Origin of the sequence: Lederbergia citrea, assembly GCF_018343525.1 — a bacterium.
Lineage (GTDB): Bacteria > Bacillota > Bacilli > Bacillales > Bacillaceae_C > Lederbergia > Lederbergia citrea.
In genome coordinates this window covers 1,623,971-1,640,125 of the sequence record NZ_JAGYPH010000001.1, presented here as the reverse complement: position 1 = coordinate 1,640,125, position 16,155 = coordinate 1,623,971, and the positions used below count along the sequence as shown (strand labels likewise).

The window sequence follows — 16,155 nt, the reverse complement described above, 5'->3', positions numbered from 1 at the left end:
AGTAGTTAGAAAATGGGTAGGATTAACACTAGGATAGATTGTACAAGCCTTCAATCATGATATAATTTAATATATTTGACTATTTTATGCCTGCACGCGAATTGAGGAATGACAATGGATTTGTTTTCATTTAAAGAATGGATCACGCTTGAACATATAATGGATATTATCGATCGATATCGCTCATTCGGTCCGTTGCCCGGAATTTTTCTACCGTTTCTAGAAGCTTTTTTGCCATTTTTGCCATTATTTTTGCTTGTCCTGGCAAATGCAAATGCGTTTGGTCTTGGCTGGGGTTTCTTGTTTTCCTGGATTGGCGCTTCTGCTGGTGCGTTTCTAGTTTTCCTGCTTGTACGGAGGTTTGGGGAGGCACGTTTTTTCCGTTTTTTGCATAGGAACAAACAGGTCCAAAATTTTATGAATTGGGTAGAAAAACATGGATTCGGTCCTTTATTTCTGCTGCTCTGTTTCCCGTTTACACCATCTGCCATAGTGAATATAGTCGCAGGGCTTTCAAGGGTTAGTGTCTATCAATATTTGCTCGCAACCATAGCTGGAAAAGCTGTCATGATCTTTATCATAAGTTTTATTGGCTACGATGTTGTTTCGCTGGTTACCAAACCGGTTAGGACAGGAATCGCTATTGGAGTCATCGCTATTCTTTGGTATGTTGGTAAGCAAGTTGAAGGCAGGATGAAGGAAAAAGTCCAAAATCGCGCCTAACTACTCTTTAATATCTCAGTTATTTAGTAAAAGTTGCCCCCGTAACGGCAGCTTTTTTGTCGTTAAGGTAATTAATTCAACAGGAAAATAAGGAATGTACGTTCGTAGGTTATCAATACTATGATATAATGGAAGTATCATATTTATCGTGAAAGAGCTAAGCATAAAAGGAGTTGAAAAGATGTCACTTCGTTTTGTTATCGGGCGATCTGGAACTGGAAAAACGACGATGTTTCTTAATGAAATCAAAGAAAGGCTGATTGAGGAACCCGATGGTCCGCCAGTTTTGTACATCGTTCCTGAACAAATGACTTTTTTATCTGAATATCGCTTGATCAATACACCTGGAATAGCGGGGATGATCCGTTCACAAGTTTACAGCTTTACCCGCTTGGCTTGGCGTATCCTGCAAGAAACGGGAGGAGCAAACCGCAGTCATATTTCTAGTACAGGGCTAAGTATGCTGATTAGAAAAATTATTGAAGATAATAAAGACGACCTAAAGCTATTCAAACAAGCGGCAGATAAAATGGGGTTTATTCAGCATGTGGAAGCAATGTTAGCAGAATTCAAACATTATTGCGTCCAGCCCGAAGATCTTATCCTCAAGCAAAAGGAACTCGCTTTCGGTGCATCCACTCGTGCGCTTGCAGATAAATTGCACGATCTTGAACTTATTTATAGCAAGTTCGAGCATGCCTTAATTGGAAAGTATCTTAATTCGAATGATTATTTGACTTTGCTTGCGGAGTCAGTTGAAACATCCAGTTATTTGCAAAATGCTGAAATTTATATTGATGGATTTCATAGCTTTACCCCTCAGGAATATATGGTCATTGAAAGATTAATGAAACATTGCAACAGGGTATCTATTTCGCTTGTACTTGATCGACCATATAAAAATGGCGCAATCCCTGATGATTTACAGTTATTCCGAATGACGGGTGAATCCTACTCTATTTTGTATGACATAGCCAGTAAGGCCGGCATAGAAATAGAGGATGATGTTTTTCTAGCAAAAAAACGACGATTCCAGGCTGAAAGCTTACAACATTTAGAGGCTCAATTCGATAAACGACCAGTAAAGGTTTTAAATGACCCAGCTGCAATTGAAATTCGGACTGCTGCAAACCGGCGAGCGGAAATTGAGGGGGTTGCCCGGGAAATACGGAAACTTGCCATGGAATCCGGGTACCGTTATCAGGATATCGCAGTGCTGATAAGGAATGGGAGTGACTATCAGGAAACGCTTGAGACTGTTTTTCATGATTATGACATTCCGTATTTTATAGACCAAAAACAGCCGATGCTGAATCATCCTCTTATAGAGCTTATTCGCAGTGCTCTTGAAATCATTAATGGCCATTGGCGTTATGAGCCGGTCTTCCGCGCTGTAAAAACAGATATGCTTTTTCCAGCTGGTACGAATCTCGATATGTTGCGGGAGCAGATGGACAGGCTTGAGAACTATGTTCTGGCAAATGGAATCAGGGGAGATAAATGGACGGATAAAGGGGCCACTTGGCATTACCGGCGCTTTCGTGGACTTGAACTTTCCAATTCGGCTCAAACAGATGCAGAAAGAGAAATGGAAATAGAAATCAATGATTCCAGAAATCTTGTGGCATCTCCGCTATTAAAGTTATCAAGGCGTCTGAAAAAAGCACGTAATGGCCGGGAACTTTGTGAAGCTGTTTATATGCTGCTGGAGGAACTCGACATACCAGGGAAGCTTAGAGAGCGGAGTGAAAAAGCAGAGGAACAAGGTCGATTGGTTGCTTCAATGGAACATGATCAGGCATGGGCTGCTGTTGTAGATTTACTCGACCAATTTGTTGAAATTCTTGGTGACGAAAATATATCTATTCAAAAATTTATTACCATTCTTGATGCCGGTCTAGAGGCATTGAAATTTTCATTAATTCCGCCTGCGATCGACCAAGTCTTTGTTGCAAACCTTGAATCATCCCGTCTTTCAAATATTAAGGCCGCCTTCGTCATTGGTTTAAATGATGGCGTGATTCCCGCAAAATCAACGGATGAGGGTGTTTTATCTAATGATGACCGCGTGGAATTGATCACAAGTGGATTGAGCATTGTACCTGGTAGCAAAAAAAGATTACTTGATGAAGACTTTGTCGCCTATAGGGCCTTTACGATAGCTGAGCACCGCCTCTACTTATCCTTTCCACTCGCCAATGATGAAGGAAAAACCTTGCTTCCATCTCCATATATTAAGAGAATAAAAGAAATGTTCCCGGAGGCAACGGAAATCAATCTTGTAAACGAGCCAGGAGAATTGGTCCATGATGAACAATTTCAATATATCTCTCATCCTGCTACATCTATTGCTTATTTAACCGCCCAAATGCAGCTGAAAAAGCGAAATTATCCAATGGCGGATTTTTGGTGGGACGTGTACAACTTTTACATGGACAACCCTGGTTGGAAACAAAAAGCACACCGAGTTTTGTCTAGTCTTTTTTATCAAAATGAAACAAAAAAGCTATCGGTAAAAACGAGCAAAGAATTGTATGGAAATGAAATTTTGGCAAGTGTATCGAGAATGGAACTATTCCATGGTTGCCCTTTCTCTCATTATACTTCCCATGGATTGCGGCTCCGTGAACGGGATATTTTCAGACTGGAAGCACCGCATATAGGCGATTTATTCCATGCTGCGCTGAAATGGATTGCAGAGGAAGTGACCGATAAAGGGCTCTCATGGGCAAGACTCACAAAGGAACAATGTGAATGGTTAGCGAAGGAGGCAGTATCGTATCTTGCGCCAAAACTGCAAAATCAAATTCTATTAAGTTCTAATCGCCATTTTTATATTAAGCGTAAGTTGGAGCAGGTGATTGGGAGAGCATCTCATGTACTAAGCAGCCACGCAAAATCAAGTGGTTTTGAACCAATTGGCATAGAACTTGCATTTGGTCCATCTAAGGAACTGCCGCCACTAGCTTTTACATTGAAAAATGGAACTAACATGCAGCTTCAAGGTCGAATTGACAGAGTGGATAAGGCAGAGGATGATAAGGGAGTTTATTTACGAGTCATTGATTATAAATCTAGTTCTAGAGCGCTGGATTTGAATGAAGTGTATCACGGACTCGCCCTGCAAATGCTTACTTATCTGGATATCATTATTACGCATTCCGACCGATTAATCGGCATGGACGCTACACCTGCAGGCGTACTGTATTTCCATATGCATAACCCGATCATCGATAGCAACAAAATTTTGACGCTCGATGATATTGAAAAAGAGATATTGAAAAAGTTTAAGATGAAAGGTCTTTTGCTAGGGGATCCAGATATTGTCAGACTCATGGACAACACACTAGAAACAGGGAGCTCTAGTATTGTTTCGGCGAGCATAAATAAAGACGGAAGCCTTTCCTCAAGCTCAAAGGCTAATTCGGCGAGCGAAGAAGATTTCGGGATTTTACGACAATATGTTCGAAACCTTTACAAAGAATCAGGGGATCAAATCATTTCAGGGCGGGTTGATATTGACCCATACAGGCTAGGGGATCGGACTCCTTGTCAGTTTTGTTCATACAAGCCTGTCTGTCAGTTTGACCAATCATTAGATAATAATAGCTATAGAATTATACCTCAGCAAAAATCACCTGACGTTCTTGCTAAGATTCGGGAGGAGGGAATAAAATTTGAAAACAATCATTCCGATTAAGCCAGAAGGAGTATCTTGGACGGATGACCAATGGAAAGCTATCTTGGCAAAGGACCAGGATATATTAGTAGCGGCTGCCGCGGGTTCAGGAAAAACAGCCGTGCTAGTAGAGCGTATCATTCAGAAAATACTAACGGAGGAAGATCCTCTTAATGTTGATCAGCTGCTCGTCGTTACTTTTACAAACGCATCTGCCGCAGAAATGAGGCATAGGATTGGAGTGGCACTTGAGAAAGCGATTGATGCGGATCCACTATCCACCCATTTGCGGAAACAGCTTAGCTTATTGAACAGCGCGTCTATCTCCACATTGCATTCATTCTGTCTTGATGTAGTGAGGAAACATTATTATATGGTAGATATCGATCCAGGGTTTCGCATCGCTGATCAAACAGAAGCGGATCTTCTCCGAGATGAGGTACTTGATGATTTATTTGAAACAGAATACGGAAAAGACGGAAATGAATCGTTTTATTTGCTTGTAGATACGTTTACCAATGACAGAAATGATGATGCTTTACAAGGACTCATTTCGAAATTATATGATTTTTCCCGGTCTCATCCTGATCCGGATGTATGGCTGGCTCGCCTTGTAGATTTGTACGATATCTCCGAAGAAGCAAGACTAGAAGAATTGCCTTTTATCAACATTTTGCAATATGACACTTCACTCCAGCTATCAGGAGCGAAAGAATTACTTCAGCAGGCGCTTGAAATTTCGAAAATGCCTGGTGGGCCAGCCCCACGCGCAGCAAATTATTTGGATGATCTTTCAGTGATTGAGCGGATGGAGGAAGCAGCCGTAATAAGCTGGGACAATCTATATAGTGCCATGAATAGCTGGTCATTTTCTCGTGCAAAAACATGCAAGGGTGATGAATTTGATCCACAATTGATTAAAGAAGCAGACGAGTTAAGAAAATCAGCTCGCAGTGCGCTGGACAAGCTGGCCAAGGATTTATTCTCACGCTCACCTGAAAGTTTCTTAAAAGATATGCGAGAAATGAAACCAGTTTTTGCTACATTAGTGGAAGTCGTAAAAGAATTCTCAATTCAATTTAAGCAGAAAAAAGCTGAAAAAGGGCTAGTGGATTTTTCCGATCTAGAGCATCTTTGTCTGGAAATTCTTGCTGAAAAAGAACATCAAGATGCTGATATCCTCCCTTCCGAAATAGCTCTCAGCTATCGAAATCAGTTTAAGGAAGTACTTGTGGACGAATATCAAGATACGAATATGGTGCAAGAAACCATTTTACGACTTGTATCGGCAGATGGTGAGTATGACGGCAATCTGTTCATGGTTGGCGATGTGAAGCAGTCAATTTATCGCTTCCGACTTGCTGAACCAAATTTATTTTTAGGTAAATATTTACGGTTTACGGCTAATGGGCAGGGGACAGGGCTAAGAATCGACCTTTCTCGCAATTTCCGCAGTCGGACTGAAGTGTTGGACGCTGTAAACTTCATATTCAAGCAAATTATGGGCGAAAAGGTCGGGGAAATTGACTATAACGAAGATGCTGAGCTCGTTAAAGGCTCGGGTTATCCTAACGATGAGCAGTTCCCGGTGGAAGTGGCGATTATTGATCAATCCGATGATTCGAGTGATGTCCGAGCGGGCGCTGAAGAAGTTCCACAAGGTGAGTATGATCGAGCTGAACTGGAGCAATCGAAGCTTGAAGCACGCTATATGGCGGAAAAAATCAAAATGATGGTTGAGGGGCAGAAGCCAATTTACGATCTGAAAACGGGTGCACAGCGGCCAATTCGTTACCAGGATATTGTCATTCTTGTTCGTTCCATGACGTGGACAGCAGATATTATGGAGGAATTCAAACATGCAGGCATACCAGTGTATGCGGATCTATCCACAGGTTATTTTGAAGCGACAGAAGTAACTATTATGTTATCATTGCTCAAAATTATCGATAATCCCGACCAAGATATTCCGCTCGCTGCATTGCTAAGATCACCAATTATTGGCTTGAGCGAAGATGAGCTCGCCTTTATTCGCCTGCAATTGCCTCAAGGGAGCTACTATGATGCAGTTAAAGCATTCATTGATACGGAGGTAGACCTAGAGTATGAAAATGCTAGGAATCAAGTTTCACAGTTATTTGGAAATCTAAGAAAGTGGCGGAATTTGGCAAGAAGCGGGGCTTTATCGGAATTAATATGGGAGCTTTACCGTGATACAGGCTTTTATGAATTTGCCGGTGGACTTCCAGGTGGAAAGCAGAGACAGGCCAATTTAAGAGCACTATATGACCGTGCAAGACAATATGAAGCTACGTCGTTCCGCGGGTTGTTCCGTTTCCTTCGATTCATCGAAAGAATGAGAGAAAGAGGAAATGACCTAGGAGTAGCGCGTGCCTTAGGGGAGCAGGAAGATGTTATCCGGATTATGACTATTCACTCCAGCAAGGGGCTTGAATTCCCTGTTGTTTTCGCCTGCGGGATTGCGCGTAAATTCAATATGATGGACGTGAACAGTAGCTATCTGTTTGATAAAGATTATGGCTTTGCTAGCAAATATATCAATCCTGAAAAAAGAATATCTTCCACTTCTCTCCCGCAGCTTGCGTTAAAAAGAAAGAAAAAAATGGAACTGCTAGCGGAAGAAATGCGCGTTTTGTATGTAGCGTTAACAAGGGCAAAAGAGAAGCTCTTTTTAATTGGTAGTGTAAAAAATGCGGAAAAAGAGAAACAGAAATGGTTAAAGGCAGTCAAACACCCAGATTGGTTATTAACTGATTATGATCGAGCAAAGGCTGCTTCTTATTTGGACTGGATTGGACTCGCACTCGTGAGGCATCAAGATTCACAAAGTATCCGCGAAGGTATTCAACTGCAATCGTTACAGGAAATTGCAGGTCATCCATCTTGCTGGAAGGTGGAGATTGTGCCAAGTGTCCTTTTTGCAGCGGAAGCCGAACTCGGTGATCAAGGTGATGATAGTTGGTTGGAAGCTGTGAAAGAAGGCCAGCCGAATTTAGGCGAATCGATGTACAAGGAAGAGGTAATCTCAAGGCTTAGTTGGAATTATGCTCATCCATTAGCAACAAGGCGGATGTCAAAGCAATCCGTTTCCGAGCTGAAAAGAATGGCGGAGATGAGAGATGAAGCAAGTGGTGTCCAGCTTATTAAACAAGCAAGCAACCATCTGTATGATAGACCTAAATTCATGCGGGGAAGCGGAGCTTTATCTCCTGCCGAGCGAGGAACTGCCATGCACACGGTCATGCAGCATATTCCGCTATATGATACACCAACGCTCACTTCTGTTGGACAATTGCTGGAAGAACTAATAGAAAAGGAGATCCTCGGACCTGAACAGGCAGAAGCGATATCCAGTGAACAAATTATTCAATTTTTCCAAAGTGAGATCGGGCAGATGATGCTGTCTGCTAAAAAGGTACATCGGGAAGTGCCATTTACAATGGGGATACCAGCACACCAAGTTTATTCTGACTGGGATGGGCTGGACGAAAATGTTCTCGTTCAGGGAATTATAGATTGTGTTATAGAAGACCGAGCAGCCGTCACATTGCTAGATTATAAGACAGACATGATTCACGGCAAATTCCCAGGTGGATTTTCTCAGGCGAAAACCATACTTGGCAAACGATACTCGCCCCAACTTAGCTTTTATGAGCGGGCTATACGAGAAATTTGGGATAAACCGGTGAGTGGTAAATATTTATATTTCTTTGATAGTGGAGATTTTCTCCAGATCAAATAAAGACAGTCCCACAGATTCCTCTACCTTTCCGACATACAAGTCGGGAGGGGGGATTTTGGGACTGTCTTCATTAATTATTTCCGATTGTCGGCTGGTCGATTAGATTTGTATCAAGTGTATTATTTGCGCTTGCAAGAGTCGCGGCGAAAACTATTGCGCCTACACTGTTGGATCCAGCACCGCTTGTTGTTTTCGTATTAGTCTTTGGTGAAATGACCACCGTGTCTCCGATATGAGCGACACCTCCGTTAACATTAAATATTTGGACCGGACCAATAAAAGCTGGCATATACATTCATCCTTTATTTTACAAATTCAAAAGATCACTTCTATTTACCGTACGGTGAATAAAGACAAGGGCTCAATTTCTTCTTTTCCTGGAAGCTGTCTAATATGAAGAACCCGGGATTCTAAATACACGTCATTTGTACTACCAATATGCATAATTGCTGAGGTAGAAATCCCCTCTACATGAATCTGTCCAACACGTATATTCGGAGATTCATTATATTTTCTGATCAAAGGAGGCGGTTCAGGTAAAGGAGGGATTGGAATGGGTTCCGAAAAAATAGGAAAGGCTTGAAAATTACCTTCATTCCCGAATTCGATCTCTTGCTTCCTTTGTACAGCAAGAATATTATGATTTGCTCTTAGTTGAACAGAATCACCTATCTCCAAAATACCGGTAAGAATTAGACTTTTTACATCTATAAATTGGACGAAAGAGTTTCGTTTCCACATAAGCGATCAAATCTAGGCTTCCGGAGCAAGAGGTTCAAAGGGTCCGATGATTAAGGATTCAGCTGGCGTATCAAAAGTTGAGGCCAGTTGAATCGTATTAGCATCTCCGACTAACAATAATGCAGATGTGGATATACCAATAATACGAATATCTCCAACACAAAGCTCTCGGTTTATTACATTAAGTTCCATTACTATTTCATTCCTTTCCTGATTGAGGCATTTGGGTTATAAATGCATGGACGGCCTTATTTATATCAGCAACTATTGTGTTATAAATGTTTTCAAACAATTGTTCTTCACTTTGTTCTTCATTTTGTTGTGAACCATAGGTATGAATATAATGATCGATTCGGGCCGGAATTTGTTTACGAAGATTTTCTTTCATATGTTCAATATTATTATTTTCAATCCTCATGCCAGTCTGATGTTCAGTATCATTGACAACTGTTTCTAGCTGATTGTTTAAATACTCATCTATTTTTTCAGAAAGAGGCCTTTTAAAAAATACACCTTTTAACGCAGGATTAACGATATTAGTAGGGGCTGGTGTTGGTACTGAAAATTCATCCATCGTGTTTAAATCGCTAGGATTTAATCCGATATTTAATGTGCCCTCCAAAGTTTCTACTTTCAATTGATCGAATTTATACTCTAGTCTCTCTACTGTTACAGAAGGCTTTTCTTTCAATTTCTTAATTTCGGTATTTAAAAGGGAAATAGCTTCCTTTAAACCACTTATTTCTTTCTGTTGGAAAGTCATATAGTCGTATAGCTGCTTAATATAGGAATGAACATCCAAGATTTATTCACCACACTTTCAATAATTCTTTTATAACGGTACAAAACTCGGTTGTTTTAATTCTTCGGCAACTACTGAAGGAGCACCTTCCACAGTCAAAGGAGCAGGTGCCTTTATTCCTGCTGTATTATATAAGTATGAGGCAGGCGTAATTACGCCTGCTGTCCCTATTTGTAATACAGAGGAATTCGTAATCCCACCGATCTTGAGTAGTTGGATATGAATGGATTGCTCAACATTAATAATCATGATTTCCTCCATTTAAACATTAAATGCAATTGGTTGATCTATTCCGTCACTATCATACGTATTCGTTGCAGAATAATCATTCCTGACATTTATATTTTCCCCCGTATTAAATGAACCAGAGCCTGCAAAAGTTTTTGATTGAGAAACAGGGTGAATTTGAAATACATCACCAATATTAAAAACAGCTCCTGAACTAACATATACCACTTGAACGGCTCCGACGAAAGCAGGCATGGCCGTTCACATCCTTTGTTAATATTAGTTTTCTTACGTCGCGCCCTAAAGCTTTCACCACTGTATTTTATGAAGAGAAAAAGAATTTGTGATAAAACTGCCTAGAAGTTAAAATGAATTTAGGAGATTCAAAGCTTAGCTTACAAATTTAGGAGGAAATAAAAGATGCAGCAAACTCTGGAGCCTATTGACTCGGCAGAGCGGATCCAATCGCTTGATGTGTTGAGAGGTTTTTCATTATTAGGGATTTTTCTAATCAATATGATTAGCTTCCATTCGCCATTCAGTTATTATAATCCATATGAATGGTGGAAATATGGGGACTTAACAGTATTCACATGGCTGGACATTTTGGTTCAAGGGAGCTTTTATCCCATTTTTGCCATGATGTTTGGTTATGGCATGGTGATTATGATGCAGCGCTCCAAAGTGAAAAATGTTTCTTTTTGGAAAATTAGTGTAAGAAGGCTGCTGATATTACTGTTATTCGGTGTGTTTCACGCTTTTCTCATCTGGTACGGAGATATTTTGATTACATATGCAGTTATGGGCCTGGTATTACTTCTATTTCTTAGGATTTCTGGGCCAATATTAATTAGTATAGGGGCTATCCTCTACATACTTCCCCAGTTATTTATTGGGGGAATGCTGATTCTAGCTTCATTATTCGATTCGGCATCCTTAGCCGATTTTTATGATATTGTCGGTCTACAGCAATCGGCAGAAACCTATGCTAATGGATCATTTTTGGAAATCACGGCACAGCGCTTTGCAGATTGGTCCGTCAATAATAATTTAGCAGGCTTTTTACTTTATCTCTTTATGATTTTACCGCTGATGATGGTCGGGGCAGGTGCAGCAAAACTTCATTGGTTGCAAAAGGCAAATCGCCAAAAGAAAAAATGGCTACTGATTTTAATGATTACTTTGCCACTTGGATTGGCAGCAAAAATGTTACCATTTTTCTTAGAAACAAGCTTGAGCATTCAATACATACAGGATACGATCGGTGGACCGATACTAGCTGTTGCCTATGTCGCGATTATTGTGTTGCTTATGTCAAATCGAATGATAGCCAAGCTGTTTAAGCCATTTGCATCCGCAGGAAGAATGTCAATCACCATTTATTTATCACAATCACTAATTGGGACTATGATTTTCTATAATTATGGACTTGGCTTATACGGGCAAATGTCAATGGCAACAGGAACGTTGCTAGCTGTTGCGATTTTCGCCATTCAAGTCATGGTTGCCGAAATATGGCTGACTAAGTTCAAATATGGTCCGGTGGAAAAATTGTGGCGCCTCTTAACTTATGGACGATAAAAGACAGAACGGAGTGGAAAAAATGAAATTCATGACATTTAAATGGAAAGATGCAGAAAAATATGGTGTAGCAAATGATGAAAAATCTTCTGTATGGGATATTGAGTCGCTTAGCAGGGACAGTAATATTCCTTGCCCGCAATCATTGATTGACGGAATAGCAGAAGACAGCATGTTTTTGAGTAAAATTAGTAAATTAATAGAGTGGGGAAAGGAAAATAATTCCGAGAATTATTTGATTCCATTTGCTGAAATAAGCTGGCTTGCTCCCATCCCGTCCTTGAGAAAAAATATTATGTGTGTAGGTAAAAACTATCGTGATCACGCGATTGAGATGGGAAGTGAAGCGGATATTCCAGAGCATGTCATGGTGTTTACAAAGGCACCTACTTCCGTCATTGGTCACAATGAATACGTCGATGCCCATCAAGAAATTACATCGGAGCTTGATTACGAAGGGGAGCTTGCTTTAGTTATTGGCAAAAAGGGAAAGAATATTTCGCAACAGCATGCCCTTGATCATGTATTCGGATATACCATTTTAAACGACATTACTGCAAGAGATTTACAGCAGCGCCATAAGCAATTTTTTATTGGAAAAAGTCTTGACGCATCATGTCCAATTGGACCGTGGATTGTCAGCAAAGAAGATATTGGTAATCCAAACTACTTGCAGATTACCACGAAGGTCAATGGAGAAATTCGTCAAAATTCTAATACAGAGCATTTTATTTTTCCAATTGAAGAAGTCATTTCTGTTCTTTCTCAAGGAATGACCCTAGAACCAGGGGATATTATTGCAACCGGAACGCCAGCCGGTGTTGGAAAAGGTTTTAAGCCGCCACGTTTTTTAAAACCGGGAGATGAAGTAGAAATAGAAGTAGAAGGGATCGGCATATTGAACAATATTGTGAAATAGCATGTTCAATTCTGTGACTGCAAACAAAATATGGTAAGATAAGAATTATGTTGCCATTACAATTGGCTTGTTTCAAGGAGGAGAATATGTATGTTTGATAACACTCATGCCCATATAACGACATGGGTTGTGGCACTGATTTTATTTGCTGTAGCACTATTTTTGCATAATAGCGGAAATAAAAAAGCAATGAAAATTGTCCAAATGATTTTACGATTATTTTATTTATTGATCATCGCAACCGGATTTATGTTATTTTCGAAGCATAGCAGCTATGATCCTGCATTATACGGGATTAAATTTCTCGGTGGAATAGTTGTTATCGCTATGATGGAAATGGTTCTTGTTCGAACGTCGAAAGGAAAAAATACCGGGGTATTCTGGGCACTCTTGCTAATTTCATTCATTGTCACCTTCTACTTGGGAGCAAAACTTCCACTTGGTTGGAATTGGTTCTCCTAATGAATAATTAAACCGCCATCGTGCGGTTTTTTTGTTGTCTTTAGGTGACATCTTGACTAAACTTCATTAAAATGAGAATTAAAGGATAAATTATCTAATAATGTCGAAAACAATAGAGTGGAGAGTGGCAGCTTGATAAAATCCTATGAACATACATATGAGAATGAACATGAATTGTTTAGATTTATTGAAGGACATAATTTTTCTTCTCAAGAATTTGTTTTTATTCAAGCAATTGTAACCAATCAAGCAGTCACTAGATTGAAAAATCTACTGTCACTCTGGTTGCCAAAAGCTATTTTCATATCAACTACTTCTCCTGATACTAAAAGAATCAAGTTTACCTTTACAATATTTAGAAATATTAATAAAAACATATTTTTCCACAATGAGACGATGAGTTTAGAACAGCAAAATGCCATGGCAATCATGCTAGGAAGTACTACACAGCAATTATCGAAGTTAAAGGTGATAGAAAAGGAAGTAGAAAGAATTGTTTATTTCGATACTGATACAGGCCTTCCAAATCGAATGAAATTTGAGGAAATTCTTAATGAGAGTTTAAAAATAGCTAAAACAGACAAAAAAAGTTTAATAGTTATGTTTCTTGATTTAGATCGTTTTAAAACAATTAACGATATGGTGGGCCATAATGCCGGGGACGTAGTTCTAAAAGAATTGGCAAACAGAATATTTGTGGAGCTACCTGAAAAAGCCCATATGGGAAGATTCGGCGGTGATAAATTTTCTATTATATTACCGGCCGGCAGCGGACCAGATCACGCGATAGCGTTTGGAAATAAACTAATGAAGAGTGTTCAAAAACCATTTCTTTTTGATAACCATGAGTTTTTTGTTACAGCAAGTGTCGGTATTAGTATGTATCCAAACGATGGCAATAATAATGTCGAATTAATGAAAAATGCTGATGCAGCTTTGAATCGTGCAAAGCTTCAAGGTGGCAGTACCATCGTTTTCTATGCAAATGAAATGAATAAAGAGACCGTTCAACGTGTGGAGCTCGAAAGAAGTTTGCGAAAAGCACTTGATAAGGGAGAATTTTTTATAGCCTACCAGCCAATTATTGATACTGATACTGGGGTTTTATCGTCTTGCGAAGCATTACTACGGTGGGAACACCCCGAATATGGTCTTATTCCACCATCCGTATTTATTCCAATTGCTGAAGAAACCGGGCTAATTCATCCACTTGGGAACTGGGTATTGAAAAATGCATGTAGGCAAATAAATACATGGCGGGATAAGGGGTTTGACGATTTAAGTGTTTCTGTAAATGTATCAGCCTATCAATTTAAGAATAAGCGTTTTACGGAAGAAGTTAAAACTGCGCTTGCTTATTCTGGACTTGAGGCAAAATACTTACATTTAGAACTAACAGAAAGTGCCATGCTCAATCATACTTTGGAAACGATTGGTACTATGCGGACTTTAGGGGATTTGGGAGTAAACTTCTCAATAGATGATTTTGGGACAGGCTATTCTTCCTTAAGTTATTTGAAGCACTTGCCTATTCACAGGCTAAAAATAGATCGTTCGTTCATTCAGCAATTTCGGAAAGATTCTCCGGATTTTGCTATCGTCAATGCGATTATGACGATGGGTCACGGGCTAGGCCTAAATATTGTTGCTGAGGGCGTAGAAACAGAAGAACAATTAGACTTGTTAACAGTACTTGGCTGTGATTATATTCAAGGTTATTTAATCGAAAGACCTATGGAGCCAAGCAAGTTTGAGCAATGGTATCGTAAATCTATGTTAAAAAAATCTGAAGAATTGACGAAGCAATACAAATAAGTTTAATCTTAATAGGCGTAGAAGATGTTAGGAGGTAGCGGATTTGTTTAAAAAAGCATTATGCTTCTTTCTTGCGCCACTTCTTCTTTTTTCCGCTTTTTCGGTAAAAGCTGACAAAAAAGAAGAACGTTTATGGCAAGATGAAGTTATTTATTCATTAATGGTGGACAGATTTAATAATGGTGATAACAAAAATGATTTTGATGTAAATATGAAGGATCCACTCAGCTATCAAGGTGGAGATTTTCAGGGAATTATCGACAAATTGGATTATTTGCAAGAAATGGGCTTTACCGTTATTCAGCTATCCCCTATTTTTGATAACGAGGAAGGCGGTTATCACGGAGAGTGGATAAAAGATTACTACAAGACAGAGGAACATTTTGGAACAATAGAGGATTTTGTGAGACTTGTGGATGAATCACATAAACGGAGTATGAAGATTATCCTAGAATTCCCGATCAAGGATTTAGATAGCAAAGAGATCCTTGAAGTTGCCAAATGGTGGGTGACCGAAACAAATATTGACGGTTTAAAAATAACAGATATTGACTATATGCCAATGACATTTTGGACAGAGTTTGCCTCGGAATTGTCAAAGTTGAAAAAGGATTTTTACTTATCTGGAGCAGCTGCTAACTTGAACGAGGAAATGATTAGCCAATATTTACATGCTGGCTTTACTAGTATGTTGGATGTCTCCTTAAATGAACCACTGAGAAATGTTTTTTCAAAACCAGATGTATCACTTGCTCCCCTTTTTGATTTATGGGAACAAAATAAGGATACTGCAGGGTTGAAGGAAGCATTTTTAGATAATCAGAATACAGAAAGATTTACGCGGGACATGGTAAATAATAATACTTATCCTGGTTCACGTTGGAAAATGGCTTTAACTTATTTATATACTCAGCCTGAAATCCCAAGCGTTTACTATGCTTCAGAAATTGCTGTTAATGGAGGAAAGGCACCCGAAAACACTCCGATGATGAATTTTCGAACTGATCAGGAGTTGATTGAGTATATTTCAAAATTGGGTAAAATACGACAAGACCAGATAGCACTTACAAGAGGCACGATGGAATTATTATACGAAAATAACGGGATGGCGGTTTTTAAGCGTCAATATGAATCCGATACGGTTGTAGTAGCGATCAATAGTACATCCGCGGATCAGACGGCAGTTATTACTGCTGATCAATTGGAGGATAATAAGGAACTCCGAGGTTTGCTAGGTACAGATATGGTTCGCAGCAATAATGGTGAGTACGAAATTTTCATTGAGCGGGAAGCTGCTGAGATTTATAAAATGACAGAAAAAAGCGGCTATAATATAACTTTCATCTTATCTATTTTTCTTATTTTTGGAGTATTTGCCCTGTTTATGTACATAGTTTGGAAGCGAGGGCAAAACCGTCAACCAGATAAATGATAATGACTTA

At 39.5% G+C, this 16,155-nt stretch carries 14 protein-coding genes; 8 read left to right on the top strand and 6 right to left on the bottom strand.

Features of this window, described 5'->3' with window-relative positions; all coding sequences use genetic code 11:
- Positions 1-114: 114 nt before the first annotated feature.
- The 3 genes from KHA88_RS08475 (at position 115) to addA (ending at position 8,165) form a co-directional block, all read left to right on the top strand.
- The gene (locus KHA88_RS08475) at positions 115-723 is read left to right on the top strand and encodes a TVP38/TMEM64 family protein (RefSeq protein WP_213096340.1); all 609 of its coding nucleotides are present in this window, start codon (positions 115-117) and stop codon (positions 721-723) included.
- A gap of 181 nt (positions 724-904) precedes the next feature.
- Positions 905-4,423 carry a helicase-exonuclease AddAB subunit AddB gene (addB, locus tag KHA88_RS08470; protein WP_213096341.1) on the top strand — a complete coding sequence of 1,173 codons (3,519 nt, stop codon included), beginning with the start codon at positions 905-907 and terminating at the stop codon, positions 4,421-4,423.
- On the top strand, positions 4,401-8,165 hold the full coding sequence (gene addA / locus KHA88_RS08465; protein WP_213096342.1) for a helicase-exonuclease AddAB subunit AddA: 3,765 nt from the start codon (positions 4,401-4,403) through the stop codon (positions 8,163-8,165). The genes addB and addA overlap by 23 nt, the downstream gene beginning before the upstream one ends.
- Before the next feature lie 70 nt (positions 8,166-8,235).
- Here the strand turns inward: addA and KHA88_RS08460 are convergent, their stop codons facing one another.
- The 6 genes from KHA88_RS08460 to KHA88_RS08435 are packed head-to-tail and all read right to left on the bottom strand — an operon-like array spanning position 8,236 to position 10,191.
- Positions 8,236-8,454, bottom strand: coding sequence for a spore germination protein (locus KHA88_RS08460; RefSeq protein WP_213096343.1), 219 nt, complete (start codon positions 8,452-8,454; stop codon positions 8,236-8,238).
- 44 nt (positions 8,455-8,498) lie between these two features.
- Entirely contained in the window at positions 8,499-8,906 is a 408-nt protein-coding gene (locus KHA88_RS08455; protein ID WP_213096344.1) for a spore germination protein GerPE, read from the bottom strand.
- A 12-nt stretch (positions 8,907-8,918) separates the two neighbouring features.
- Positions 8,919-9,098 (bottom strand): spore gernimation protein GerPD, encoded by a 180-nt coding sequence (locus KHA88_RS08450; protein ID WP_213096345.1) that lies wholly within the window; start codon positions 9,096-9,098, stop codon positions 8,919-8,921.
- 7 nt (positions 9,099-9,105) lie between these two features.
- Positions 9,106-9,708 (bottom strand): spore germination protein GerPC, encoded by a 603-nt coding sequence (gerPC, locus tag KHA88_RS08445; protein WP_213096346.1) that lies wholly within the window; start codon positions 9,706-9,708, stop codon positions 9,106-9,108.
- 30 nt (positions 9,709-9,738) lie between these two features.
- A complete protein-coding gene (locus tag KHA88_RS08440) occupies positions 9,739-9,957 on the bottom strand; it encodes a spore germination protein GerPB (protein ID WP_213096347.1) in 219 nt (72 codons plus the stop codon).
- Between the two features lie 12 nt (positions 9,958-9,969).
- Positions 9,970-10,191 carry a spore germination protein gene (locus KHA88_RS08435; protein WP_213096348.1) on the bottom strand — a complete coding sequence of 74 codons (222 nt, stop codon included), beginning with the start codon at positions 10,189-10,191 and terminating at the stop codon, positions 9,970-9,972.
- A gap of 165 nt (positions 10,192-10,356) precedes the next feature.
- Between KHA88_RS08435 and KHA88_RS08430 the strand changes: the two genes are divergently transcribed.
- The 5 genes from KHA88_RS08430 to KHA88_RS08410 all read left to right on the top strand — a co-directional run bounded on the left by KHA88_RS08430 (position 10,357) and on the right by KHA88_RS08410 (position 16,145).
- A complete protein-coding gene (locus KHA88_RS08430) occupies positions 10,357-11,517 on the top strand; it encodes a DUF418 domain-containing protein (protein WP_213096349.1) in 1,161 nt (386 codons plus the stop codon).
- 22 nt (positions 11,518-11,539) lie between these two features.
- Positions 11,540-12,436 carry a fumarylacetoacetate hydrolase family protein gene (locus tag KHA88_RS08425; RefSeq protein ID WP_213097790.1) on the top strand — a complete coding sequence of 299 codons (897 nt, stop codon included), beginning with the start codon at positions 11,540-11,542 and terminating at the stop codon, positions 12,434-12,436.
- A 90-nt stretch (positions 12,437-12,526) separates the two neighbouring features.
- Positions 12,527-12,898 carry a YisL family protein gene (locus KHA88_RS08420; RefSeq protein ID WP_213096350.1) on the top strand — a complete coding sequence of 124 codons (372 nt, stop codon included), beginning with the start codon at positions 12,527-12,529 and terminating at the stop codon, positions 12,896-12,898.
- A 132-nt stretch (positions 12,899-13,030) separates the two neighbouring features.
- On the top strand, positions 13,031-14,713 hold the full coding sequence (locus tag KHA88_RS08415; protein ID WP_213096351.1) for a putative bifunctional diguanylate cyclase/phosphodiesterase: 1,683 nt from the start codon (positions 13,031-13,033) through the stop codon (positions 14,711-14,713).
- A gap of 43 nt (positions 14,714-14,756) precedes the next feature.
- The gene (locus KHA88_RS08410; RefSeq protein WP_213096352.1) at positions 14,757-16,145 is read left to right on the top strand and encodes an alpha-amylase family glycosyl hydrolase; all 1,389 of its coding nucleotides are present in this window, start codon (positions 14,757-14,759) and stop codon (positions 16,143-16,145) included.
- Positions 16,146-16,155 lie beyond the last annotated feature (10 nt).

Coding starts and splice junctions, on each gene's coding strand:
- KHA88_RS08475 (WP_213096340.1), top strand. CDS start 115: ATGGATTTGTTTTCATTTAAAGAATGGATCACGCTTGAACATATAATG.
- addB (WP_213096341.1), top strand. CDS start 905: ATGTCACTTCGTTTTGTTATCGGGCGATCTGGAACTGGAAAAACGACG.
- KHA88_RS08460 (WP_213096343.1), bottom strand. CDS start 8,454: ATGCCAGCTTTTATTGGTCCGGTCCAAATATTTAATGTTAACGGAGGT.
- KHA88_RS08455 (WP_213096344.1), bottom strand. CDS start 8,906: ATGTGGAAACGAAACTCTTTCGTCCAATTTATAGATGTAAAAAGTCTA.
- KHA88_RS08450 (WP_213096345.1), bottom strand. CDS start 9,098: ATGGAACTTAATGTAATAAACCGAGAGCTTTGTGTTGGAGATATTCGT.
- KHA88_RS08440 (WP_213096347.1), bottom strand. CDS start 9,957: ATGATTATTAATGTTGAGCAATCCATTCATATCCAACTACTCAAGATC.
- KHA88_RS08435 (WP_213096348.1), bottom strand. CDS start 10,191: ATGCCTGCTTTCGTCGGAGCCGTTCAAGTGGTATATGTTAGTTCAGGA.
- KHA88_RS08430 (WP_213096349.1), top strand. CDS start 10,357: ATGCAGCAAACTCTGGAGCCTATTGACTCGGCAGAGCGGATCCAATCG.
- KHA88_RS08425 (WP_213097790.1), top strand. CDS start 11,540: ATGAAATTCATGACATTTAAATGGAAAGATGCAGAAAAATATGGTGTA.
- KHA88_RS08420 (WP_213096350.1), top strand. CDS start 12,527: ATGTTTGATAACACTCATGCCCATATAACGACATGGGTTGTGGCACTG.